The sequence below is a fragment of the Blattabacterium cuenoti genome (assembly GCF_014251955.1).
GTDB lineage: Bacteria > Bacteroidota > Bacteroidia > Flavobacteriales > Blattabacteriaceae > Blattabacterium > Blattabacterium cuenoti_L.
On record NZ_CP059203.1, the window covers coordinates 553,760 to 576,941 of the forward strand.

General features: G+C 24.6%; 21 protein-coding genes, 1 tRNA gene and 1 pseudogene. 8 read left to right on the top strand and 15 right to left on the bottom strand.

The genetic code is table 11. The features are described from left to right. Positions 1 to 27 precede the first annotated feature (27 nt). Positions 28 to 1,167: a dihydrolipoamide acetyltransferase family protein gene (locus H0H53_RS02635; protein WP_185870441.1), complete on the top strand. Its 1,140-nt coding sequence runs from the start codon at positions 28 to 30 to the stop codon at positions 1,165 to 1,167. 12 nt (positions 1,168 to 1,179) lie between these two features. On the opposite strand, the gene H0H53_RS02640 is transcribed toward H0H53_RS02635, so the two are convergent. Continuing rightward, positions 1,180 to 1,938, bottom strand: a complete 759-nt coding sequence (locus tag H0H53_RS02640) for a TerC family protein (protein ID WP_185870442.1) — start codon at positions 1,936 to 1,938, stop codon at positions 1,180 to 1,182. After that, positions 1,935 to 3,773, bottom strand: coding sequence for an ABC transporter ATP-binding protein (locus tag H0H53_RS02645; protein WP_185870443.1), 1,839 nt, complete (start codon positions 3,771 to 3,773; stop codon positions 1,935 to 1,937). The genes H0H53_RS02640 and H0H53_RS02645 overlap by 4 nt, the downstream gene beginning before the upstream one ends. A gap of 656 nt (positions 3,774 to 4,429) precedes the next feature. Here H0H53_RS02645 and H0H53_RS02650 point away from each other — a divergent pair. After that, the gene (locus H0H53_RS02650; RefSeq protein ID WP_185870444.1) at positions 4,430 to 4,693 is read left to right on the top strand and encodes a Sec-independent protein translocase subunit TatA/TatB; all 264 of its coding nucleotides are present in this window, start codon (positions 4,430 to 4,432) and stop codon (positions 4,691 to 4,693) included. A gap of 10 nt (positions 4,694 to 4,703) precedes the next feature. Here the strand turns inward: H0H53_RS02650 and H0H53_RS02655 are convergent, their stop codons facing one another. Genes H0H53_RS02655 through H0H53_RS02665 form a run of 3 tightly spaced genes read right to left on the bottom strand, consistent with a single transcriptional unit; the run spans position 4,704 to position 8,577 of the window. Then, on the bottom strand, positions 4,704 to 6,845 hold the full coding sequence (locus H0H53_RS02655) for a SurA N-terminal domain-containing protein (protein WP_185870445.1): 2,142 nt from the start codon (positions 6,843 to 6,845) through the stop codon (positions 4,704 to 4,706). Continuing rightward, the gene (locus H0H53_RS02660; protein WP_185870446.1) at positions 6,842 to 8,119 is read right to left on the bottom strand and encodes a hemolysin family protein; all 1,278 of its coding nucleotides are present in this window, start codon (positions 8,117 to 8,119) and stop codon (positions 6,842 to 6,844) included. Before H0H53_RS02660 ends, H0H53_RS02655 begins: the two co-directional genes overlap by 4 nt. 8 nt (positions 8,120 to 8,127) lie before the next feature. Beyond that, the gene (locus H0H53_RS02665) at positions 8,128 to 8,577 is read right to left on the bottom strand and encodes an LptA/OstA family protein (RefSeq protein ID WP_238784261.1); all 450 of its coding nucleotides are present in this window, start codon (positions 8,575 to 8,577) and stop codon (positions 8,128 to 8,130) included. 210 nt (positions 8,578 to 8,787) lie between these two features. Here H0H53_RS02665 and H0H53_RS02670 point away from each other — a divergent pair. After that, a tRNA-Phe gene (locus tag H0H53_RS02670) sits at positions 8,788 to 8,860 on the top strand. Positions 8,861 to 8,891: 31 nt separating this feature from the next. Here the strand turns inward: H0H53_RS02670 and H0H53_RS02675 are convergent. The 4 genes from H0H53_RS02675 to H0H53_RS02690 form a co-directional block, all read right to left on the bottom strand. Next, positions 8,892 to 9,398 carry an OmpH family outer membrane protein gene (locus H0H53_RS02675; RefSeq protein ID WP_185870447.1) on the bottom strand — a complete coding sequence of 169 codons (507 nt, stop codon included), beginning with the start codon at positions 9,396 to 9,398 and terminating at the stop codon, positions 8,892 to 8,894. A gap of 49 nt (positions 9,399 to 9,447) precedes the next feature. Then, positions 9,448 to 11,982, bottom strand: a complete 2,535-nt coding sequence (locus tag H0H53_RS02680) for a BamA/OMP85 family outer membrane protein (protein WP_185870448.1) — start codon at positions 11,980 to 11,982, stop codon at positions 9,448 to 9,450. Between the two features lie 41 nt (positions 11,983 to 12,023). Next, positions 12,024 to 12,755 carry an isoprenyl transferase gene (locus H0H53_RS02685; RefSeq protein ID WP_185870449.1) on the bottom strand — a complete coding sequence of 244 codons (732 nt, stop codon included), beginning with the start codon at positions 12,753 to 12,755 and terminating at the stop codon, positions 12,024 to 12,026. A 109-nt stretch (positions 12,756 to 12,864) separates the two neighbouring features. Then, on the bottom strand, positions 12,865 to 13,749 hold the full coding sequence (locus H0H53_RS02690) for an NAD kinase (protein ID WP_185870450.1): 885 nt from the start codon (positions 13,747 to 13,749) through the stop codon (positions 12,865 to 12,867). 151 nt (positions 13,750 to 13,900) lie between these two features. On the opposite strand from H0H53_RS02690, the gene H0H53_RS02695 reads away from it, so the two are divergent. The 3 genes and pseudogenes from H0H53_RS02695 to aroQ all read left to right on the top strand — a co-directional run bounded on the left by H0H53_RS02695 (position 13,901) and on the right by aroQ (position 15,989). Beyond that, on the top strand, positions 13,901 to 14,833 hold the full coding sequence (locus H0H53_RS02695; protein WP_185870451.1) for a mevalonate kinase family protein: 933 nt from the start codon (positions 13,901 to 13,903) through the stop codon (positions 14,831 to 14,833). A 10-nt stretch (positions 14,834 to 14,843) separates the two neighbouring features. Continuing rightward, positions 14,844 to 15,587, top strand: a complete 744-nt coding sequence (locus H0H53_RS02700; RefSeq protein ID WP_185870452.1) for a pseudouridine synthase — start codon at positions 14,844 to 14,846, stop codon at positions 15,585 to 15,587. After that, positions 15,565 to 15,989: pseudogene (aroQ, locus tag H0H53_RS02705) on the top strand (type II 3-dehydroquinate dehydratase). Before H0H53_RS02700 ends, aroQ begins: the two are co-directional and overlap by 23 nt. Here aroQ and yihA read toward each other — a convergent pair. The 5 genes from yihA to H0H53_RS02730 are packed head-to-tail and all read right to left on the bottom strand — an operon-like array spanning position 15,956 to position 19,779. Continuing rightward, positions 15,956 to 16,594 (bottom strand): ribosome biogenesis GTP-binding protein YihA/YsxC, encoded by a 639-nt coding sequence (gene yihA / locus H0H53_RS02710; protein WP_185870453.1) that lies wholly within the window; start codon positions 16,592 to 16,594, stop codon positions 15,956 to 15,958. The pseudogene aroQ and the gene yihA overlap by 34 nt on opposite strands. After that, positions 16,569 to 17,363: an alpha/beta fold hydrolase gene (locus H0H53_RS02715; RefSeq protein WP_185870454.1), complete on the bottom strand. Its 795-nt coding sequence runs from the start codon at positions 17,361 to 17,363 to the stop codon at positions 16,569 to 16,571. Before H0H53_RS02715 ends, yihA begins: the two co-directional genes overlap by 26 nt. Before the next feature lie 36 nt (positions 17,364 to 17,399). Next, entirely contained in the window at positions 17,400 to 18,167 is a 768-nt protein-coding gene (locus H0H53_RS02720; RefSeq protein ID WP_185870455.1) for a ribonuclease III family protein, read from the bottom strand. Then, the gene (gene fabF, locus H0H53_RS02725; RefSeq protein ID WP_185870456.1) at positions 18,157 to 19,416 is read right to left on the bottom strand and encodes a beta-ketoacyl-ACP synthase II; all 1,260 of its coding nucleotides are present in this window, start codon (positions 19,414 to 19,416) and stop codon (positions 18,157 to 18,159) included. The genes H0H53_RS02720 and fabF overlap by 11 nt, the downstream gene beginning before the upstream one ends. A 60-nt stretch (positions 19,417 to 19,476) precedes the next feature. Further along, positions 19,477 to 19,779, bottom strand: a complete 303-nt coding sequence (locus H0H53_RS02730; RefSeq protein ID WP_185870457.1) for an acyl carrier protein — start codon at positions 19,777 to 19,779, stop codon at positions 19,477 to 19,479. A gap of 96 nt (positions 19,780 to 19,875) precedes the next feature. On the opposite strand from H0H53_RS02730, the gene H0H53_RS02735 reads away from it, so the two are divergent. Continuing rightward, positions 19,876 to 21,471: a phosphoenolpyruvate carboxykinase (ATP) gene (locus tag H0H53_RS02735; RefSeq protein ID WP_185870458.1), complete on the top strand. Its 1,596-nt coding sequence runs from the start codon at positions 19,876 to 19,878 to the stop codon at positions 21,469 to 21,471. Here H0H53_RS02735 and H0H53_RS02740 read toward each other — a convergent pair. Further along, positions 21,466 to 22,071: a riboflavin synthase gene (locus tag H0H53_RS02740; RefSeq protein WP_185870459.1), complete on the bottom strand. Its 606-nt coding sequence runs from the start codon at positions 22,069 to 22,071 to the stop codon at positions 21,466 to 21,468. The genes H0H53_RS02735 and H0H53_RS02740 overlap by 6 nt on opposite strands. Before the next feature lie 73 nt (positions 22,072 to 22,144). Between H0H53_RS02740 and pdxA the strand changes: the two genes are divergently transcribed. Beyond that, complete coding sequence (gene pdxA, locus H0H53_RS02745; protein WP_185870460.1) at positions 22,145 to 23,182, top strand: 4-hydroxythreonine-4-phosphate dehydrogenase PdxA; 1,038 nt, start codon at positions 22,145 to 22,147, stop codon at positions 23,180 to 23,182.

Sequence of the window (23,182 nt, forward strand, 5' to 3'; positions counted from 1 at the left end):
AAAATAATATATTAATTAAAACAAAGAATGGCAGAAATAATATCTATGCCCCAGTTAAGTGATACAATGGAAGAGGGAACGGTTATAAAATGGAATAAAAAAGTAGGAGATAAAGTTTCAGAAGGAGATATTTTGGCTGAAATCGAAACGGATAAAGCAATTCAAGATTTTGAAATTGATGTAAATGGAATTCTACTTTTTATTGGGGTAAAAGAAGGAGAAAAAACACGTGTTAATGATACATTAGCTATCATTGGAGAAGAAGGAGAAGATATCAGTTTTCTTTTATCTAAGTTTAAAAAAAATAAAGAAAAAGAGAGAAGATTTATATCTCCTGTAGCAAAAAAAATGGCAAAAAAAATAGGAATTCCTATCAATCAAATAAAAGGAAGTGGGGAAAAAGGTCGTATCATTAAAAGAGATATTGAAACATATGAAAAAACATTTGATATAAAAAATTTAAATCATAATAAAAATAAAGAAGTCATAACGCGATATCCTCATTCTTCAATGAGAAAAAGAATTGCAACACATTTAACAAATTCTAAATTTACGGCTCCTCATTATTATTTAGTCATTGAAATTAATGTAGGAGAAATGATACAATTAAGAAAAAATTTGAATGAAAAATTATCTATAGAAGATAGAATTTCTTTTAATGATATTATTATTAAAGCAGTCTCTATATCTTTGAAAAATCATACTAATGTAAATGCTTCATGGAAAAAAGAAGAAATTATATATCATCCTCATATTAATATTGGTGTCGCAGTATCGGTAAAAGATGGATTGCTAGTTCCAGTAATTAGAAATACTGATCAAAAATCATTACTTCAAATATCTAAAGAAATAAAAGATAAAGTATTGCGTTCTAAATCAAGAAAAATACAACCAGAAGAAATAGAAAATAGTACGTTTACAGTTTCTAATTTAGGAATGTATGGAATTGAATTTTTTACTTCTATAATTAATATTCCTAATTCATCTATTCTTTCTGTAGGTGCTATTATGGAAAAACCTATTGTTAAAGATTCCAAAATTGAAATAGGACATGTTATGAAAGTGACTCTTTCTTGTGATCATAGAATTATAGATGGTACAACAGGAAGTAGTTATCTTCATTCCCTAAAAAATCTGTTAGAAGACCCTATTACCATATTAGTTTAGTTATTTATTGATTTATGAATTTTTATGTTTTTTTTTTGGAATTGGAAAAAAATAAGATATAAAAATTGGAAATAAAAATATAATCACAGTAAAAAATGGAAAAAACTTTTCAAAATAAATCAGGAATTGATTCAATATGTAAAAATGATATTTTCTCTCTAAAAAAGAAAAAATCAGTTTTATTCCAAGTATTATGATTACATAAAAAGCAGAATCTTTCAAAAAAGAATTTTTTTCCATTAATTTTACAAATATTTGAGTGACCCATCTCATAGACAAAATTCCTGCAAAAACACCTAAAAAAATTAGAATTAAATTTTCTGATAAAGCAATAACTGCAAAAATGTTATCTATAGAAAAAGCTAAATCCATTATTTCTATAATAATAAGGATTTTCCAAAAAGAATCTATCCTTTTTATATTTTTTTTATTATTTACATAATTTTTTTTAGAAAATTTAGAAAAAAAATACCTTGATCCAAGATAAATTAAATAGATTCCTCCCAATAGTTTTAACCACCATATTTTAATTAATTGATATGTAAATATTAAACATATACTTCTAAAAAAATAAGCACCAAAAATACCATATTTTATAGCTTTTTTTCTATCTTTTTTTTTTATATGATCCATTATCATGGATGCCAACAATACTGCATTATCTATTGATAAAATGCTTTCTATCAAAAAAATATTTCCTAGAATAGAAATAGAAACTATAGGATGATTAATGATGTTTTTAATGTCATTTGCAATGAAATCATTATTCATAAAAAACTTTGCAAAGTGAGTAAGTTTCTGTAAGCACCTTTTTTTGAAATCAAATACTTATGTTTTCCTTGTTCAATAATTTTTCCTTTTTCTAATACAATAATATAATCTGCGTTTTGTATGATAGGAGAAGATAGTCTATGAGCTATTACTAATGAAGTTTGGTTTTTCATCATCTGATTTAAAGCTCTCTGAACAGCTATTTCAGATTCTGTATCTAGGGAAGAAGTTGCCTCATCTAATATCAGAATGGGAGGTTTTTTTAACACGGCTCTTGCAATGCTAATTCTTTGTTTTTGTCCCATAGATAATTTGTTTCCATTATATCCAATAACTGTATCATATCCTTTTGGAAGTTTTTTAATGAAACAATGCGCATTTGCAACTTTAGCTGCTTGTATTACAGAATCCATAGAAACTATTTTTTCTCTACCTAATGCAATATTATTGAAAACAGAATCATTAAAAAGAACTGGTTCTTGAGTAACCATTCCTAATAATCTTCTATAATCTCTGGTTTTTAAACATTTAATATTTGTTCCATCAATAGTAATTTCTCCAGAAGAAACATTATAAAAATTAGTAAGCAAATTTGCTATAGTAGATTTCCCACTGCCAGATCTTCCGACTAAGGCGATGGTTTTTCCTTTTTTTAGAGAAAAATTCAAATTTTGAATTAAAACTAATTTATTATATGTAAACGATACGTTACGAAATAAAATTTCATCTTCAAAATGAAAAATAGATTTGTATCGTTTTTTTTCATTTGAAACACATTGGGCCTTTAATATTTCCACAACACGTTCTACAGATGCTCTTCCTTTTTGAATATTAGATATAGAATTTACTAAACTTTTTGCCGGATTAATCATTTGAAAAAAAAGACCTATAAAAGGAAAAAGAATTTCTGGTTCCATTCCTTTTTTTTCTAAAAAAAGTTTTCCTCCATACCAAACAATTAAAATCATAGTAATAGATCCCAAAAATTCACTAATAGGAGAAGCTAACTCTTTTTTTCTATTTACACGTGCGGAAAGTTTTTTTTGACATTCAGATATGTTTTCAAAACGCCTTTGCATTTGATTTTCTGCATTAAAAATATTTATAACTTTTATAGAAGTTAATGTTTCCTCTATAACAGAAAATAATTTTCCTAATTGATTTCTAGATCCTATTGCATCTTTTTTCAAACTTTTTCCTATAATAGATATAAATGTTCCCATTAACGGAAGTAAAATAAAAACAAATAATGTTAACTGATAACTCATAAAAAATAAAGTAAATAAATGAAAAAAAACCATAATAGGATAACTAATAATGTTAGCGAAAGAACTAACGATAGATCCTTCTATCTCATTTACATCATTAGACAATCTTGACATTAAATCTCCATTTTTTTTATTAGAAAAAAAAATGATAGGTAAAGACAATATTTTCTTATGGAAATCATTTCGTATATTTCTAACTATAGAAGTCCTTATTCCTATCATAAAATATTCTGCTAAATATCTAAAAATATTTCTTATTAAAAAAAGGACCATAAGAAAAATACAAAAAATGGCAAGTGTATTTATTTTTCCATATTGATATGACAATAAATCTATATAATGGTGAAAATATTTTCTCACAAAGTCAAAAGATCCATTAAAAAAATTAAAAAATGTTATTTTATTTTCTTCTTTTTTGTCAGGAATTTCAAGTAAAAGACTTAATACGGGAGAAATAGATATTATAGATATAACTGAAAATAAAGAATGTAAAAAATTACACGATATATTAAGAATATAGTGATATTTATAAGGTTTCGAATAAGTTAAAATTTTTTTCAAATACATTCATTTAATTTCTTTAAATTCTATTTTTTTTCTTTGTTTGTTTTTTAGAAACAAAGTTATGTTATTATATTAATATAAAATTTTATAATTAAACGACTAACCTCATATCATCATAATAACACAAAGAAATAATTTCATATCTAAATTTTATATTTTTAATTATGAAAAAAATACAGATATTTTATACAAAATATTTTTATTGGTAATATTTATTTATATTTTGATTAGATTAAAAAAATAGATTGTTATTGGGATTTTTTCTAAAATTTCTATTCTAGAATTCTAGAAATAGATCAATCATTTATAGCATATTTCCTTAGAATGGGGATTCTATTATCAATGATACTATGATAAAATTATAAAATTTTCTACTAAAAAAAGTGATTTTATGAGTCTGATAAGAATAAATAATGGAATTTGTAAGACTTTAAGAACTATGAATAAATACTACTTCATTTATTATTATTATAATATAATTACCATACTAGTTATCTCTACTATTTTTTTATTTGGAGAAATAACTATTCGAAGTTTTTTTATGCTATGTTTCTTCTAGACTTACTTATTGGAATAAAATAAGTATTGGAACTTATTCCTACATATTTATATAGCAGCGCTATCCTATGATTTTTCAAAAAAAAATACACAATCAAAGAATGAACCTTTTATTTATTAGCATTGAAGAAAGTTTTTTCATCATTTTTATAGCTCTTCTTATATTTGGACCAAAAAAAATACCGGATATCGCTCGTGGAATAGGAGAAGGAATTCGATATTTAAAAAATGCTAGAAATAAAATTCAAAATGAAATAATGAAAAATACCATTCACAATCCTATTGAAAAAAAAAAGAAAAAATTTTTTTCAGATCAAAAAGAAAATAAAACAAATATATTTCCTATAAAACGGAACAATAAATAATAATTAAAAACTAAATATTTTTTCTATTTCTATAATCTTTTATGATTGATTTATCTATCAAGACTCTTCCTAAATTTTCTAAATAATTTTTTCTTAAATAAGAATTTAAGACTTCCATTTCAGAAGAAAAATAAGAAGGTTTTTTATAAGGAAAAATATGTTTTAAAGGTCTTACAAAAAAGATTCCTTTTTCTCCTAATATAGGTTTAGAAGTTTCATATAATTTTAATGAAGAAGCAAAACCAACAACTTTAGGTTCTTTATGATCATCAATCATGGAATCATGAAAATTTATTTTATAAGACTTTTTTATTTTTTTAGAAAAATAGAATCCTATTTTTTCCAAATTTTTATTAGGAAATTTTTCTTTCATCATTTTAGACAAAAACCTATCTATTTTTTCTTTTTTTAGAAAAAAAATCAAATTTTTTTTTATTTCTTCAATGGAAAAAACTCTATTTTGAATCTTAGAAAGATATACGAGTATATAATCTTTATTTGAAGTAGAAATAATTTTACAATCTCTTTTTTTTCTATTTTTTTCAAATGCCCAATGAATGATTTCTTTATCTACTTCTGTATTTAATTCATCAATATTAGATTGAGAAAATCTAACATTTTTCAAAAATATAGTTTCATATTTATTTTTTCTTGCATGATTAATAAATGTATTTAAACTAGAATTTTTGTTTTTTATCAAAAACTTTCTCACTTTTTTGTAAAGAGAATCTTCTGTTTTTTTAGATGGAGTTAAAGTTTTTAGAATGATTGCAAATTGATAAGCAGGAATAGGAATACTTTTATTATCAATTCTAAGAATATGATACCCAAATTTTGTTTCAGTAATTCCTATCGTTCCTTTTTTATTTTTCAATGCAAAAATATCAAATGAACCAATAGAATTTTGATCCTCATATTTCATCCATCCCAAACTTCCTTTATTTTTTTTTGCATTTATTAAATCATCTGATTTTTTTCTTACAAAAAAATCAAACAAATAAGGATTTTTTTTAAGAGTATTATATATATTTTCAGATATTTTTTTAGCTTCTTTTTTTGTTCTCTTATGATTAGAAGAACGTATTGCGTTTTTATGAGATATTAAAATATGGCTTACTAAAACAGAATCAGATATCATTTTTTTTCCAGTTAATTTAGCCATTATATAAATATTTTCTTCTTTAATAGGTCCAAAAATACTTCCAATTTGATTGTTTTTTGAAATAAAATTTTGTAAAACAGTAGGAAGAGATCTTTTTAAGTAAAAATTTGAATCAAAAGGTTTTTCAGATTGATTGGAAACAAAAATAGAATCCTGATTGGTGGATTGAAATTGATGAAATAATTCTTTCATTTTTTTTCTCATTTTATTTTCATCATCTAAAGAAGGTTCAGAACGAAAAATAACAAAACTAAGACTTCTTATATTTTCTTTTTTATAAAAAAATTTGTGTTTTTCAATATAATCATAAATTTCATTATCGTTTATTAAAAACATGTTTTTATATCTATTTTCGATTTCTGAATAGGGAATAAAAATATAATCAATGAAAGAAAAAAAATTTTTATCCTTATAATTCAATTCTGCTTCTACTAAAGATGTATTTAATCCATACATTAACATCTCTATATATTTTTTTGCAAAAATTCTTTTTATGATATTCTTTTTTTCGTATGACCAAATATTTTTTTCTTCCTCAATTTGAGGATTAGAAATTTTGGATGTTTTCTCCAATTTTTTCAAATAAGATTGAAATTTTTCAAGATCCATTTCTCCATTAAAATCATGAAAATCAGATATATTACTATAAATAGATTGCTTTGCTACAGCGTTCCAAAAATCTTTTTTCGTACTTTGTATTCCTAATTTTACAGCTTGTTGATTTAAAATTTTTTCGTAGATTAATAATTTCCAAGCTTCATTTTTTAAATAAGCATCTGGTTCTCCTTGACGAAATCGTTTTAAAAATTGAAAACAATCAATATATTCTTTTATAAAAATGTTTTCCCCATTTACTTTTCCAATAATATTTGGATTTTCAGAAAAAATTTTTAACAATACATTAGGATCTAATATAAAAAGAAACAAAGAAATTCCTATAAATAAAAATAGAATCCATGTATTTTTTCTTATTTTTTCTAAAAGACTCATTTATAATTTTCTTTTCTTTTTTGAAGAAAAACTTCTTCTATTTTGTTTTTAGATACTTTTTTTATTTCAATATACAAAATATCACTAATCATTATTTTTTCTCCTTTTTTAGGAATATTTCCTGTATGAGACACAATCAAACCTCCTAAGGTTTCATATTCCTCTGATTTAGGAAGATCTAATTTATACTTAGCATTAAGAAAATCAATCTCTAAACGAGCCGAAAATAAAAATTCATTTTCATTTAATTTTTTTTCTACAAAAAAAATTTCATCATGTTCGTCTTTTATATCTCCGAGAAATTCTTCTAAAATATCTTCTATAGTTATCATTCCTGCTGTTCCTCCGTATTCATCCAATACTATCGCGATACTTTTTTTTTTCTTAATAAGAAGATCCATTATTTTTCGTATGGGAGTAGTCAAATGAACTAATTCTACTGGTAGAATTATAGATTCAATATTCTTTGGATTTTTAAAAAGTTTCAAATAATGAATATACCCTATGATATTATCTATATTATTTTTGTAGATTACAATTTTTGAAAATCCTTTTTCTGTAAACTTATAACGGATCTTATCAATAGAAGAAGTGTATATATTAGAAGAAACCATTTCTTTTCTAGGGATCATACACTCTCTCGCTTTTTTTTCAGAAAAATCTAAAGCTTTATGAAAAATTTCTACTTCTGATTCTACTCTTTCCTGAAGATTATTTTCTATCTTTTCTGAAAGAAAAGAAATTAAATCTTCTTTATCAAAAATTTTGGTTTTTTCATTTTCTTTTTCTCCTAAAAAATTTAGAAAAATATTGGATATGAAAATAATAAAATTTGTAATAGGAGAAAAAATTTTGTATATAAGATATACAGGAACAATAAATAAACTTAACAATTCATTGGAATATACACTAAATATCATTTTTGGAATAAATTCTCCAATAACAAGAATGATAATAGCGGAGAAAACTGTTTCTAAAAGAAGAAACCAAAAAGAATGATTGTAAATCAAAAACCATTTTGGAAGTATAAATAAAAATAATTTCCCCATATGAATTCCATATACGACTAAAGATATAGTATTCCCTATTAACATTGTTGTTATAAATTTTTTTGGATGTTTAATGCTTTTAGAAAGTAATTTAGAACGAAAAGAACCTTTCTTTTTTTCTAATTCTATTTGAAAAAAACTAGAAGAAATTAAAGCCATTTCTATTCCAGAAAAAAAAGCAGATATAAGTATAGTCGCAAAAACTATACTAATGTGAAAAATCATAGTATTTTTTATATAGAGAGAATTCCACTAATATTTTTTAACCTAATATTTTTTAAATCATCAGATGCTTCCAATCCATTCATTGCATGTAATATAGTTCCATTAGAATAATGGATAATTGTATACTTATTATTAAATATTTTTTTGTCTTTTTTATTCCAAAAGATTTCATTTGTTTTCAAAAAATCTCCATTAGGACTTATAATTATAATATTTCCTTTAATATGATAAAATATTTTTTTAGTTAATTTTATCCAATCTGCAGTGAGATAAATATATTTATTTGGATTTGTTTTTTCATAAAAAAATAATTTTACTCCTTTTGGAAACAAAGTATAAATAGAATATTCTTCCACAACTGGAGAATAAATAAAAAATATAGGAATTCCATCTTCTTTATATAAAATACTTGTACGAGTCAAAATCCTATGAGGGAGTTCTTTCCTATTTTTTTTCAATTTGATTAAAACTTTTTTTTCTGTAGTACATGAAAAAAAAGAAAACACTAATAATAAAAAAAATATTTTTACGAAATTTTTCAGATGATTCCTTCTTACTTTTATTGTATTTTTGTATTTTATTGAAATACTACTACTACCAACATCATAACATCATCTATGTATGTTATGTTATGTATTATGGGATGTATGTTGTATATTATTATAGTTGGTATCTTAGCTCAGTTGGTAGAGCAAAGGACTGAAAATCCTTGTGTCCCCGGTTCGATTCCGGGAGATACCACTTTATTTTTATAATATAAATTAATTATTAATCAAATTCCTAATTCTTTTCTTACTTCCTCTGTAAGATCTATTCCTTTATTAACTAAAACTCCTTTTCCAGGACTACAATCATCAACACGGATAATAGTTTTATTTCTTTCCATTACTCTATTAATAGCATTTTCTATTTTTTTATACAGAGGATTGAACAATTTATTTTGTTTTTTAGATAAGTCATCTGCAGCGGTTTTTTGATATGCATGAGCTCTGGCTTGTAATATTTCTAATTCTTTTTTAAGAATTGGATTTTTATTTTTCTGAAATTTTTCCGCTTTTTTATGAAATTCCTTTGCTAATTTTTCCAACGCATTTTCATGATTTTTAGTTAATTTTTCTAATTCTTTCTGAGCAATAGAAAATTCAGGCATTTTTTCTATAATAATCGTACTGTTAAGACAAACAATTTTTTGACTACATTCTTTAGAATATCCTTTTATACAAAAGACACCAAAAAAGATAAAAAATAATAGACAATAAAAAATCGTGTTTTTTTTCATACAAAAATTTTTTAAAATTTAAATTTATTATATTTATTATTCATTTTCATCAATCTTTACCTACAATAAAATGTGTTTTCCATTTTGATTTTAAAAAATGATTTTTTTCCTTATTTATGGGATATCCAAAATCTATTCCAAAAAATCCTATTGGAGAAAAATAAATACGAAATCCAAATCCAAAAGATTTATTCATTTTAAATAATGGATTAAATTTTTTATAAGAATCACTAATACTTCCTCCTTCTATAAATACAAAAGTCCAAAATTTGGATATATTAGAAGAAAACGTTTTAATCAAATAACGAATTTCAAAAATAGATTTATTATAAATAATTCCTCCATCATTGGGAGTGATAGAAGACTCTAGATGATTATTCCTCATATGAGGAGAGGAATATCCTCTCAACGGAATATGATCTCTATCTTCTAACTTTAACGCAGTTCCACCCATATAAAATTTTTGAAATGGAAATAATTTTTTTGCATGATTATATTTTCCTAACATTCCAAATTCCCCACCAATTTTAACCACCATTTGATCTATAATTTTTTTATACCAAAAAGAAGTAATTTTAAATTTAAAAAATTCCATCCAATCAAATTTATTTTCATCATCATAATTAAAAATAATAGAATAAGGAAGAGTAAAAATGGTATTTACCTGTATTTTTGATCCATTAATAGGATAAATTAAGTCTGGTTCTCCATAAAATCTTTTCAAAGAAATTAAATAGCTTAAGTTATTAAATTGGAAAAACCTCTCCTTATGATCCGAATCTAAATTTTTGTTGTAAACAAACTTATCATAATCTATAGATAATCCTATTTTAGAATAGGGGTCCAAAAAAGTTAAAAATTTATTTAAATGAATAGAAGCTCCTATTTTTTCTAAGAAAACTTCATGTTTTTCTGTTTCAGAGTTAAATTTTTTGGTGGAAAAATAAAAGGATTCATCGTTTTTTATTTTCTTCTTTAAAAAATTAATTTCAAAAGTAATAGATGTGGGAGTTGTTTTTTCTATCCAAGGTTCTGTAAAAGAAATTCCATAAAATTTCTTATCTTTTCCAAATTGACTAAATAACAACAATTTTTGTCCATCTCCTTGAGGAATAGGTTTCCAATATTTTAATTTATAAAAATTTCCAATAGAAAAATTTCCAAAACTTAATTTAAAATTTCCAATAAGTTTTCCTTTTTCATATCCTCCATGTAATTGGATTTGATTGGATCCTTTTTCAACTACACGCCATTCTATATTTACACGATCATTATCTTTATTAGATCGACTAATAGATGTATTTATTTTATTATTATCAAATAGATTTAAATTCACTAAACGAAGTAAACTAGATTTAATTTTTCTAGGAGAAAAAATATCTCCTGGATAAGTGGTTAACTCACGTCGAATGACATGATCTTTGGTTATTGTATTTCCTGATATATTGACTTTGTTTATATATACTGGATTATTTTCTTCTATTTTTATTTCTAAATGAATTTGATTCTTATTATCTATTTTTGTTTCTACAGGAATAATTTTTACAAAAAAATATCCTAAATCCAAATAGTTTGAAATAATACTAGATGCATAAGTTGCATTTGCAATATTATTATTAATTCCAATTTTGTCATAAACATCACCTTCTTTATAAAGAAAGATTTTCCTCAAAAGATCTGTTTTAAAAACAGTATTTCCTACAAAATTAACATTTCCTAGATAATATTTTTCTCCTTCAATCACTTTGATTTTTATGCTGTAATTACCAGATTCTTCTTTCCATATAGAATCTAAAATAACTTGAATATCTAAAAATCCCATTGATAGATATTTATCTTTAATATTTTTTAAATCATCTTTTATATTTTCATATACAAAAAAAAAGGGTTTTTCTATTATAGGAATATAGAATTTTTTTCTAGTCTTAACCATAAGATTAAGTAATATTTTTGGATTTAGAATTTTATTTCCATCAAAAAAAATATTTTCTATCCAAATTTTTTTTCCTTTTTCTACAGATATATTTAAAATATTCTTATTATTACAAGGAATAATCTCTTTTTTTATAGAAATTTCTTTATATCCTTTTTTAAGATAATAATCTTCAATTTCATTATGAATAGATTGAATCAAATCATATGAGATTTTTTTATCTTCCTTTTCCTTATGGATTTGTTGAACAGTATTAAATTGTGTTGTTCCAGTTCCTTTAATGTTTATTTTATGAATTTCGATTGAATCTTCTAAATCAAAAAATAAATCAATTTCATTATTTTTTGATGATGAAACTCTATGTTTCTTATAAATAGATATTGTTTTAAACAGATTACTTTCCCATAACTTTTTAATGGCATGATCTATTTCTTTACCAGGAAGATCAATTTTATTTCCAGGAAAAATACGAGATAAATTTGAAATAAAAATAGGATCATATTTTGTTTTTCCTATTATTTGAATGTTTTTTACAACGAAAGAATTTTTTTTTGTTGTATGAATCCAATCTCTAGTTTTTTTAGAATTTTTAGAAAATGAAAAATGCATCATCATTAACAATAGAAAGAAAAATATTATATTTTTTTTCATAAAAATAATACTCTAGTCAGTTAGTTAGTTTATTAGTTTTTTTATACAACTCTTCCAAATCGACGTTTTCTTTTTTGATAATTTATTATAGCTTCAAAAAAATCTTTTTTACGAAAATCTGGCCATAATACGTTTGTGAAATAAAGTTCTGCATAAGCGGATTGCCAAAGTAAAAAATTGCTAAGACGTTGTTCTCCACTAGTTCTAATTATAAGATCTACATCTGGGATATCGTTAGTATATAAATGATTTTGAAAAGAAGAATGAGTCACATCTTTTAATGATAAATGTCCAATATGAACTTTTTTAGCAATATTTTTTGCAGCTCTTAGAATTTCTTCTCTTCCTCCATAACTTAAGGCTAAAATTAAGGTTCCTGATCTATTATGTTTTGTTTTTTTTCTAAAAAAAATTAATTCATTTTGAATAAGTTCAGAAAATTTTTCTATTTCCCCTATGGGAATAATTTTTACATTATTTTCATGTATTTCTTCTAAATGATTTTTTAAATGAACATGAAATAAATGCATCAAATTATCTATTTCTTTTTTAGGACGATTCCAATTTTCTGAAGAAAAAACATATAAAGTGATATAGGGAATTCCTAATTCTTTTCCTACAGTTATAGTTTCCCTTACAGATTGAATTGCGTTTCCATGACCAAATGTCCTTAATTTTCCTCTTTTTTCAGCCCAACGTCCATTTCCATCCATGATAATAGCTACATGATGAGGAATATTCCTGTAATCTATTTTTTCTAATAAATTTTCCATAAAATCATAATACATCGTTACTAATCTTAAGAACAAATATATTATAAAATTTTTATTACAGATTTAAAGAAAAGAAAAAATAAAGATAGATTAGATTGTTTTTATTTTTTTAATTTCTTTGATCCATTCCCCATAATAATTTTTCTCGTAAAGTTTTATAATAAGTTTGTTTTTCTTCTTGAATTAAATATATATAAAAAGGAGCTTTTTTGATGTATAATTCATTCTCTTTATTCAAAGAAGTAAGTCTTGTATCCAGAGATAATGAATAAGATTTAACACGACTATGTATTTTTAAATGCACTTTTTGATGATCTGAAATGATTAATGGTCGTGAAAATAAATTATGTGGAGATATAGGAGTAAGAACAAAATTTTGATTATCTGGAGTAATAATTGGCCCCCCACAACTTAAAGAATATCCGGTAGAACCGGTTGGGGTAGATATAATTAATCCATCTGACCAATAAGATGTTAAAAATTCATTATCAATGTAAGCATCGATAGTGATCATAGAAACTGTTTCTTTACGAAAGATTACTATTTCATTTAACGCAAAATTAAAAAATAGATCATGATTTACGATTGAGGTCTCTAACCATAATAAACTACGAGGAATTAAATGAAGTTTTCGATTAAAAATTTGATCTATTTTTTTGATAAAAACATCTTTGTTGAAAGTGGCTAAAAATCCTAAATTTCCTGTATTTACTCCAACTATAGGAATTCCTGAATCTCTAATGAGTGTGATGGCAGATAATATGGTCCCATCTCCTCCAAAAGTAAACATTAAACTGAAATCTTTCGTTAATTCTTTGTAATGAGAAAAAACTGGAAAATTCAAATTTCTAAATTCTTCAAAAGAAGATAAAACATTAAAAAATGATTTTTCAATATAAATTTCTATTGAATAATTTGATACATAGCCTATTAACTGATTTAGGTATGGTATATTTTTCTTTACAAATTTTTGTCCATATACGGCTATTTTCATCGTTTTTGTTGATTTTTTTCTAAGTTAGAAGAAAGAAAAATTACGAAATTAATTTTTTTGTTTATTAACAAAATTGATTCACGTTTAAAAAAATAATTAGTTTCGTTTTAATTAAACTAAATTTGTTTCCTTATAAAAAAGGAAAGGAAAAATGAAACAATCTTTATTTCATGCTAAAGTTCTTTTATTTGGAGAATATGGAATACTGGAAAATTCTAGTGGTCTTTCCATTCCTCATGATTCTTATCAAGGGACTTTAAAATTCCAATCTACTTGTAATAGTAAAGAGTTTTTTTACTCTAATTTAGAATTAAAAAAATATTCTAAATTTTTATTTTTTTTAGAAAAAAAAAGAAAAAATTTAGCCTCATTAGATCTTATAAAATTAGATGAAGATATTCAAAAAGGAATTTCTTTTTATTCAAACATTCCTCAAGGATATGGAATTGGAAGTTCAGGGGCGCTAGTTGCCGCTATTTATGAAAAATATGCTATAAATAAATTAAAAAAATGTGTAAAAAAACACGGAATAAGTTTAAAAAAAATATTCAGTCAAATGGAATCTTTTTTCCACGGAAAGAGTTCTGGAATAGACCCTTTAATTTGTTACTTAAATCTTCCTTTACTCATTCGTTCCGAAACGAATATTTCTACTACAAGAATTCCTGACAAAATAATAAAAGGAAAAGGAGCTATTTTTTTACTAAATTCTGGAATACCTACTAGAACATCATCTATGATAAAATTTTTTTTCGGAAAATTAAAACATGATAAATTTAAAAAAATATTGAAAGAAGAATTTCTAAAATACAATGAAAAATGTATTGAAACTTTTCTTCAAGGAGATTTTCAGGTTCTCCTAAAATACGTAAAATTACTTTCTTCTTGGGTTTTTCATCATTTTCGACCGATGATCCCAAAAAATTTTTGGAAAATATGGGAAGAAGGACTTTTCACGAATCTCCATTATCTAAAACTATGTGGTTCTGGAGGAGGAGGGTTCATATTAGTATTTACTCCAAATTATGATTTATCTAAAGAAAAACTAAAAAAATATACAACAGAAGTTCTTTTTAGGTTTTAAAACATTGATAATGAATAAAAAAAAAGATGGTTTTATACGATTAAATCATTATTTATCGAATTCAGGAATTTCTTCAAGAAGAAAATCTGATCAACTGATTCAATCAGGAATTATAGAAGTTAATGGAAAATCCGTTTCAAAATTAGGGACCATGGTTCACGTAAATGATGTTATAAAATTCCATGGACATAGGATAAAAAATAAAAAAAAAATATATATACTTCTTAACAAACCAAAAGGTTTTATTACTTCTACACAGGATCAATATGAAAGAAAAACAGTTATGAATTTAATTCCTACAAGTTTTTTCTTTAATTATAGAATTTATCCTGTAGGAAGACTTGATCGTTCAACGACAGGAGTATTACTTCTTACAAACGATGGGTATGTAACTGAAAAATTAACTCATCCAAAATATAATCTAAAAAAAATCTATCATGTTTTATTAAATAAAGAAGTTCAAGATCAAGATATTGATAAAATTAAAAAAGGAAAAATATATCTTCATGAAGGAAGAGTTCAAATAGATTTTATCTACAGAGGAAACACAAAAAATAGAATAACAATAGGATTACACATAGGATGGAATAGAATAATTAGACGTATTTTTAAAAAACTCACTTATCAAGTAATACAACTGGATAGAGTTAATTTTGGAGGGTTGACTAAAAGAAATCTGAAAGTAGGATGTTGGTGTTTTTTAAGTAAAAAAGAAATAAATAACATAATTCATGAAAAAAATAAGCATTATTAATGGCCCTAATTTAAATTTATTAGGAAAAAGAGAACCAGAATTATATGGAACTGAAAGTTTTGTAGATTTTTTGAAAAATTTGAAAAAAAAAAACTTTTTTGCAATATAGATATTACTTATCATCAAAGCAATCACGAAGGGAAAATTATAGATATTTTACATGTTATTGGATTTCAAGTTCATGGAATTGTAATCAATGCAGGCGCTTATACTCATACATCTTTAGGGATTGCTGATGCTATTAAATCAATTCCAGCTCCAGTTATAGAAGTTCATATTTCTAATCTTCATTCAAGGGAATCCTTTAGAAAAAAATCGTTTTTATCTTCTGTATGCAAAGGAACTATTTTTGGATTTGGATTAAAATCTTATGAATTGGGAATCATTAGTTTTTTTCTATAAAATTGGTTCTCATAAATTTTATTGAATTTTTCAATTAAATGAATAATTTTATCTTTTCCAGATTTTTCTTTGACAGAAACTTTAAAATATTTTGGAATTGAAAAAATTTGTTTTTCAATTTTTTTTTGACATAAAAAAATATTTTGATTAAGAGTTTTTTGATTCAATTTATCTATTTTTGTAAAAATAATACAAAAATGAATTCCAAATGCTTTTAATTTTTTCATAAAATCTATGTCTATTTTTTGCACAGAAATTCTACAATCTATCAATAAGAACAAACAGGTTAAATTTTTTTTAAAAAAAGAAATATAGTCTGTGATTAATTTTTGTGTTTCTTTTTTTCTATTTTTGATAATAGAATATCCATATCCAGGTAAATCTATCAAATACCATTGATGGTTGATTAAAAAATAATTAATAAATTGTGTTCTTCCTGGATGTGAAGAAACTTTTGCAAGTTTTTTTCTATTAGTAATAAAATTAATCAAACTAGATTTTCCTACATTAGAACGTCCAGCAAAAACATATTCAGGAAAGTCAGAAAAAAAAAATTGATTTGATTTAACTGTACTTTTTTCAAATTGTGCAGAAAAAATTTTCATGGTTTTTTTTATCCAATTGAGAAAGCCATTTTTCTAATATTTCTATGAATTTTTTTGGATGTTCCATCATAGGAACATGTCCGCATTTATCGATCCAATGTAATTCTGAATGAGGAAGTAATTTATGAAATTCCTCTGCAACTTCTGGAGGTGTTATATGATCTTGTTTTCCCCAAATTAAACAAATAGGCTGTTGAATAAGAGACAAATCTTTGGACATATTATATTTCATAGCGCTTCTTGCAAGATACAAAGTTTTAATTCCTTTTTTTTTATCGTTCACAATGTGAAAAACTTCATCTACTAATTTTTTAGTAGCAATTTTAGGATCATAAAAGACTTCCTGTGATTTTTTTTTAATATATTCGTAATTTTCTCTTTTCGGAAAAGCATATCCAAACGATTTTTCAAATAATCCTGAACTTCCTGTAAGAACAACAGAATGAACTAAATCTAGTCTTTTTTTTGCTATTATTAAAGCAATATGTCCTCCAAGAGAATTTCCTATTAATGTAGCTTTTTCAACGCCTATTTCTATCAATAATTGAGTTACATATTTAGATAAACTATAAATATTTGTAAGAAATAAAGGCATATTATAAAATGGAAGGGAAGGAATAATCACTTGATATCCTTTTTTTGGAAAAAAATCTAAAAGAGCATTAAAATTACTTAATCCTCCCATTAATCCATGAAGTAATATCAAAGGATGACCTTTTCCTTTTTCTATATAGGAATCCTTTTTTTTTTTATTAATACATAAAATCATATGTTTTTATTTTCTTTGATTGATAGACAAATATTATTAAGTTGTTTTTTTATATTTTTCTTGAATTAAAAAATAGGCTTTTTTTGCTGCAATTTCTTCTGATTTCTTTTTTGATGGACCTCTTCCTTTTGTTTTAATTCCGTATTTAAATACGGTAAATTCAGACAAATAGGTAATGACATGTTTATTTTTTTTTGAAATTCCTTTTTCTTCTCTAAAAGTGTTAAAATTTATAAAAAATTTGTTTTTTTGAGACCATTCTATAATCCATACTTTATAACTAAAAATCTCCTTTTGTAATTTTGCAACATTAACATGAGAATGCAATATTTTTTTATAGACAAAATCTTTACAACCTTTATACCCTATTTCTAAATAAATAAATCCTATTAAAGCTTCAAGGATATTTCCTAATATATTATCCGACATAATTGTATTTTCTTTTTTAAAAAAAATATCGGTAAGAGTTAGCTTTCTAGAAATTTCATTTAAATTTCTTCTACACACGATTTTAGATCTTACTTGAGTTAATTCTCCTTCTTTTTTTCCAGGAAGTTTTTCACATAAAAAATGTGAAATGATGGAATTTAATACAGCATCTCCCAAAAATTCTAATCTTTGAAAATCAAAATAATAATTTTGATTAAAATTTCTTTTTTTTGTTGAAAAACTATGGATAAATACTTTTTTTAAAAATTGAAGATTGTTAGGACAAAAACCCAATATATTTTTTAGTTTACTAACTAAAATAGAATCATCATCTTCATCATATTTTTGATGAAAAGTAATGTTATCAGATAACATCTATTTTCTTAAATAAAATACAAACGTTGTGTCCTCCAAAACCAAAAGTATTACATATACTAATTTTAACTTCTCTTTTCCTAGCTTTATTTGGTGTAAAACTAATTTTTGGATCTATATTTTCATCTATATGAAATAAATTAATAGTTGGTGGGATAATTTTTTTTGTTAAAGGAAGTATAGAAGCAATGGCTTCTATTGCTCCTGATGCTCCTAATAAATGTCCTGTCATAGATTTGGTAGAATTAATATCAATATGATATACATTCTCATGAAAAACTTCTTGAATAGCTCTTACTTCCGCAAGATCTCCTAAAATAGTGGAAGTTCCATGAGAATTAATGTGATCGACTTCGGAAGATTCAATTCCAGCATCTTTAATCGCTGCTTTCATTGCTAAAATGACCCCTTTTCCTTCTGGATGAGGGGCCGTAATATGATAAGCATCTCCAGACATTCCTACTCCTCCTATTTCTGCATAAATAGTAGCTCCTCTTTCTTTAGCATGTTGATATTCTTCAAGAATAAGACTTCCAGCTCCTTCTCCTAAAACAAATCCATCTCTATCCTTATCAAAAGGTCGTGAAGCTGTTTTATAATCCTCATTTCTAGTTGATAATGCATGCAAAGCATTAAATCCTCCTACTCCGCTTTGTGTGATAGCAGCTTCAGAACCACCAGTAACCATGATATCTGCCTTTCCCAAACATATTAAATGATAAGCATCTACTATTGCATTAGATGATGAAGCACAAGCTGATACAGTTGCATAATTGGGGCCATGAAGTCCATAATTCATAGAAATAAATCCAGCTGTAATATCTATGAGCATTTTAGGAATAAAAAATGGACTAAATCTAGGATATCTTCCTCCGTTTACGTAATCTGAAATAGATTTTTCTAAATTTAAAAGACCTCCTATTCCAGAAGCCCAAATGACACCTATTCGTTCTTTTTTCTCTTTAGAAAAATTTATACCACTATTTTTAACAGCTTCTGAAGAAGCTAAAATTCCATATTGAGCACACGGATCCAATTTTTTTCTTTCTTTTTTATTAAAAAAAATACTCGGATCATAATTTTTTAATTCACAAGCGAATTTAGTTTTATATTTTTTTGTATCAAAATATGTAATAGGAGCAGCTCCACTTTTTCCACTAATAAGTGATATCCAATATTCCTCTATATTATTTCCTATTGGATTTATAGAACCAATTCCAGTAACGACTACTCTTTTTAATTCCTCCATACCTACTACTATTATATAATAAATAAGTAGAAATAATCAATCAGTCTTTATTGATTATTTCTATGATTTATTATTAGAATCATTCTCAAAAAAACCAGTTTCACCCTCTTTATTCATCTTTTTTTTCTCATTTAAAAGATCTTCTATTGCCTGTATAGCTTCACCTACAGTAGTGATTTTTTCTGCTTTTTCATCAGAAATACTAATATTAAATTCTTTTTCGAATTCCATAATAAGTTCCACTATATCTAAGGAATCTGCACCTAAATCATTAGTAAAGCTAGCTATTGGAAGAATTTCATTTTCTTCTACACTCAATTTTTCTACGATAAGAGCATTAACTCTTGATGCAATATCAGACATAGGATCTATAGTTTTTGTTTTTTTTATGGTACAAAATTAGTAAACTTTTATAAATCATATATAAATTTGTATTGCATAGAAATTCAATAAAATATTATGAGTTCTCTTTCTCTAGAAAATTACGGAATCCTGAATTCTTCAAATTATTGTCAATTATCTCCTGATAAATTACAAAATTTAGTTATTCAAAATGGAATGGGAATCGAAACAAAATCTGGAGTATTAGCGGTTAATACTGGGTTATTTACTGGAAGATCTCCTAAAGATAGATTTATTGTTAGAGATAACATTACAGAAAATAAAATTTGGTGGGATGAAAAATTTAATCAATCATTTGATCCAAAAAAATTTGATAATTTGTATCAAAAAGTAGTTAATTATTTATCTGGAAAAACATTATATATAAGAGATGGGTATCTTTGTTCCGATAAACGTTATCAGTTAAATATTCGTTCTATTAGTGAATATCCATGGTCTGATCTATTTATACATAATCTTTTTTTAAGGATTCCAAAAATTGGTAAAATCCTTCCAGATTGGTTATTATTATGCGTTCCTGGATTTCATGCAAATCCAATAACGGATGGAACACGAAAGAAAAATTTTTCTATATTAAATTTTTTCAAAAAAATTATATTAATTGGTGGATCTGGATATACAGGGGAAATAAAAAAATCCATTTTTTCTGTTCTAAATTTCATACTTCCTACATATAAAAATGTATTTCCTATGCATTGTGCTGCAAATGTAGGAATACATCAAAAAGATACTGCTCTTTTCTTTGGATTATCTGGAACTGGAAAAACGACTATTTCCAGCGATAAAAATAGAAAATTAATAGGGGATGATGAACATGGATGGACATATGACAACATTGTTTTTAATTTTGAAGGAGGTTGTTATGCAAAAATATTGGGAATTTCTAAAAAAAAAGAACCTATGATTTATCATGCTATAAAAAAAGGGGCCATGTTGGAAAATGTAGTCTTCAAAAAAGGAACTAAAGAAGTTGATTATTTTAATGATTCTATCACACAGAATATACGAATTAGTTATCCTATTAATTTTATAGAAAATATTGAAACAAAATTATTATCTTCCAATATTAGAAACATTTTTTTTCTAACTTATGATGCTTTTGGAGTATTACCTCCTATAGCAAAACTAAATAAAGCACAATCTGCTTATTATTTTTTATTGGGATATACTTCTAAAGTAGCTGGAACAGAATTTAATATAAAAAAACCACAAGCAACTTTTTCTTCTTGTTTTGGAGCTCCGTTTATGCCTCTACATCCTATTCAATACACTAATATGTTAATAGATAAATTAGATAAAACGAAAATCAGTGTGTGGATGGTGAATACCGGATTTATATATGGAGAAGATTCTTCAGGTGGATTTCGTATTAAATTAAAAGACACACGAAAACTTGTGCAATCTGCTTTAAATGGATCTTTATCTCAAGTCCCTTATGAGAAGGATCCCATTTTTAATTTTAAAATTCCAAAATTTTGTCCAGGAATATCTCCTAATATATTGAATCCCAAAAAAACATGGAAAAATCAAAAAATGTATAAAGTTCAAGTAGAAAAACTTGTAAAAAAATTTATTAAACAATTTGATCCATACAGAAAGTATACGAATGAAAATATCTTATCTGGAGAACCTAAAATAAATTATCATTCATAATTTTTTTTCAACATATTTACTAATATACTTTCCTAGTATATCAAATTCTATATTCACAATATCTCCAATTTTTAAAAATTGGAAATTTGTTTTTTTATATGTATAAGCAATAACAGATGTGCTAAATTCATATTTAGCACATTTTACTATAGTTAAACTGATTCCATTGACGGCAATAGATCCTTTTTCTACAACTATATAATCTAAATTTTTTTTTTTATGATGAAAAGAAAAAGAAAAAATCCAACTTCCATTTTTATTATCTATTTCAATTATTTTAGCTGTTGTATCTATATGTCCTTGTACAATATGTCCGTTGAATCTTTCATTAATTTTCATTCCACGTTCTAAATTAACTTCATCATTTATTTTTAAGGCATTTAAATTAGTACGATATAAAGTTTCTTCAGAAGCAATGACTGAATAAATTTTTTGATTATTATTTATATTTATTATGGTGAAGCATATTCCATTATGAGAAATACTTTGATTAATTTTTATTTTATCTAAAAACGGATTATTAAAAGTAATATAAAGATTGTTTTTCTCACGATATAATCTATGGACTTTTGTTGTACATTCTATAACTCCAGTAAACATAAAAAAAAAATTAATTTTAATCTAATAATAAAAAACATAATTTCAATTAAAAATTGAAAAAAATTCATGTTCTATGAATAGGAAAAATAAAATTAAAGTCGGAGTCTCCACTGGAGATATCAATGGAATAGGAATGGAAATATTTTTAAAGGTATGTCGTAAAAAAAAACTTCTAGATTTTTTTACCCCAATATTATTTGGATCTAAAAAATTATGTCATTATTACAAAAAAATTCTAAATATTGAAGTTAGTAATATCCGAGAAATAAAAAATTTAAAAGAAGTTGTTGATTATAAAATCAATGTTATAAATATTTGGAAAGAGGATATTCAATTTGATTCAATTAAAATGAATCCTGATTCAGGAAAATATCCTATTTTATCTTTACAAAAAGCAGCAAAAGCTTTAAAAGAAGAAAAAATAGATGTTCTTGTAACATCTCCAGTAAACAAAAATTGTATGAATGTTAAAGGATTTTCTTTTTTTGGTCATACCGAATATTTACAAAATATTTTGGAAGGAGAATCATTAATGATCATGATTCATGATACTTTAAAAATAGCTTTAGTTACGAATCATTTACCATTGAAAAATGTGAGTTATGAACTCACTTTAAAAAAAATTATAAAATCTATAAAAATTTTACATCAATCTTTAATAGTCGATTTTGCTATAGAAAAACCAAAAATTGCAGTGTTAGGATGCAATCCTCATTCAGGGGAAAATGGATTAATTGGAGACGAAGAAAAAACAAAAATTAAACCAGCTGTTGATTATTTTTTTCAAAAAAAAAAATTATTAGTTTTTGGTCCTTATTCCCCAGATGGATTTTTTGGAAATCATAGTTTTCGTAATTTTGATGCTGTTTTAGCAATGTATCACGATCAAGGGTTGATTCCTTTTAAAACATTAACATTTAATGAAGGAGTAAATTTTACTGCAGGTCTTTCTCAGATACGAACTTCTCCCGATCATGGAGTTGCATATGATATTGCCAAAAAAGGAATTGCTAATGAAAATTCTTTTGAAGAAGCTATTTTCAGTGCAATAAAAATATTCAAAAATAGAAAAGAACATATGAAAATTATAACTTCAAAAAATATTCTATAA

What these genes read in the sequence shown, in the direction of transcription:
- H0H53_RS02635 (WP_185870441.1), top strand. Translation starts at nt 28, where the DNA reads ATGGCAGAAATAATATCTATGCCCCAGTTAAGTGATACAATGGAAGAG.
- H0H53_RS02640 (WP_185870442.1), bottom strand. Translation starts at nt 1,938, where the DNA reads ATGAATAATGATTTCATTGCAAATGACATTAAAAACATCATTAATCAT.
- H0H53_RS02645 (WP_185870443.1), bottom strand. Translation starts at nt 3,773, where the DNA reads ATGTATTTGAAAAAAATTTTAACTTATTCGAAACCTTATAAATATCAC.
- H0H53_RS02650 (WP_185870444.1), top strand. Translation starts at nt 4,430, where the DNA reads ATGAACCTTTTATTTATTAGCATTGAAGAAAGTTTTTTCATCATTTTT.
- H0H53_RS02655 (WP_185870445.1), bottom strand. Translation starts at nt 6,845, where the DNA reads ATGAGTCTTTTAGAAAAAATAAGAAAAAATACATGGATTCTATTTTTA.
- H0H53_RS02660 (WP_185870446.1), bottom strand. Translation starts at nt 8,119, where the DNA reads ATGATTTTTCACATTAGTATAGTTTTTGCGACTATACTTATATCTGCT.
- H0H53_RS02675 (WP_185870447.1), bottom strand. Translation starts at nt 9,398, where the DNA reads ATGAAAAAAAACACGATTTTTTATTGTCTATTATTTTTTATCTTTTTT.
- H0H53_RS02680 (WP_185870448.1), bottom strand. Translation starts at nt 11,982, where the DNA reads ATGAAAAAAAATATAATATTTTTCTTTCTATTGTTAATGATGATGCAT.
- H0H53_RS02685 (WP_185870449.1), bottom strand. Translation starts at nt 12,755, where the DNA reads ATGGAAAATTTATTAGAAAAAATAGATTACAGGAATATTCCTCATCAT.
- H0H53_RS02690 (WP_185870450.1), bottom strand. Translation starts at nt 13,749, where the DNA reads ATGAAAATAGCCGTATATGGACAAAAATTTGTAAAGAAAAATATACCA.
- H0H53_RS02695 (WP_185870451.1), top strand. Translation starts at nt 13,901, where the DNA reads ATGAAACAATCTTTATTTCATGCTAAAGTTCTTTTATTTGGAGAATAT.
- H0H53_RS02700 (WP_185870452.1), top strand. Translation starts at nt 14,844, where the DNA reads ATGAATAAAAAAAAAGATGGTTTTATACGATTAAATCATTATTTATCG.
- yihA (WP_185870453.1), bottom strand. Translation starts at nt 16,594, where the DNA reads ATGAAAATTTTTTCTGCACAATTTGAAAAAAGTACAGTTAAATCAAAT.
- H0H53_RS02715 (WP_185870454.1), bottom strand. Translation starts at nt 17,363, where the DNA reads ATGATTTTATGTATTAATAAAAAAAAAAAGGATTCCTATATAGAAAAA.
- H0H53_RS02720 (WP_185870455.1), bottom strand. Translation starts at nt 18,167, where the DNA reads ATGTTATCTGATAACATTACTTTTCATCAAAAATATGATGAAGATGAT.
- fabF (WP_185870456.1), bottom strand. Translation starts at nt 19,416, where the DNA reads ATGGAGGAATTAAAAAGAGTAGTCGTTACTGGAATTGGTTCTATAAAT.
- H0H53_RS02730 (WP_185870457.1), bottom strand. Translation starts at nt 19,779, where the DNA reads ATGTCTGATATTGCATCAAGAGTTAATGCTCTTATCGTAGAAAAATTG.
- H0H53_RS02735 (WP_185870458.1), top strand. Translation starts at nt 19,876, where the DNA reads ATGAGTTCTCTTTCTCTAGAAAATTACGGAATCCTGAATTCTTCAAAT.
- H0H53_RS02740 (WP_185870459.1), bottom strand. Translation starts at nt 22,071, where the DNA reads ATGTTTACTGGAGTTATAGAATGTACAACAAAAGTCCATAGATTATAT.
- pdxA (WP_185870460.1), top strand. Translation starts at nt 22,145, where the DNA reads ATGAATAGGAAAAATAAAATTAAAGTCGGAGTCTCCACTGGAGATATC.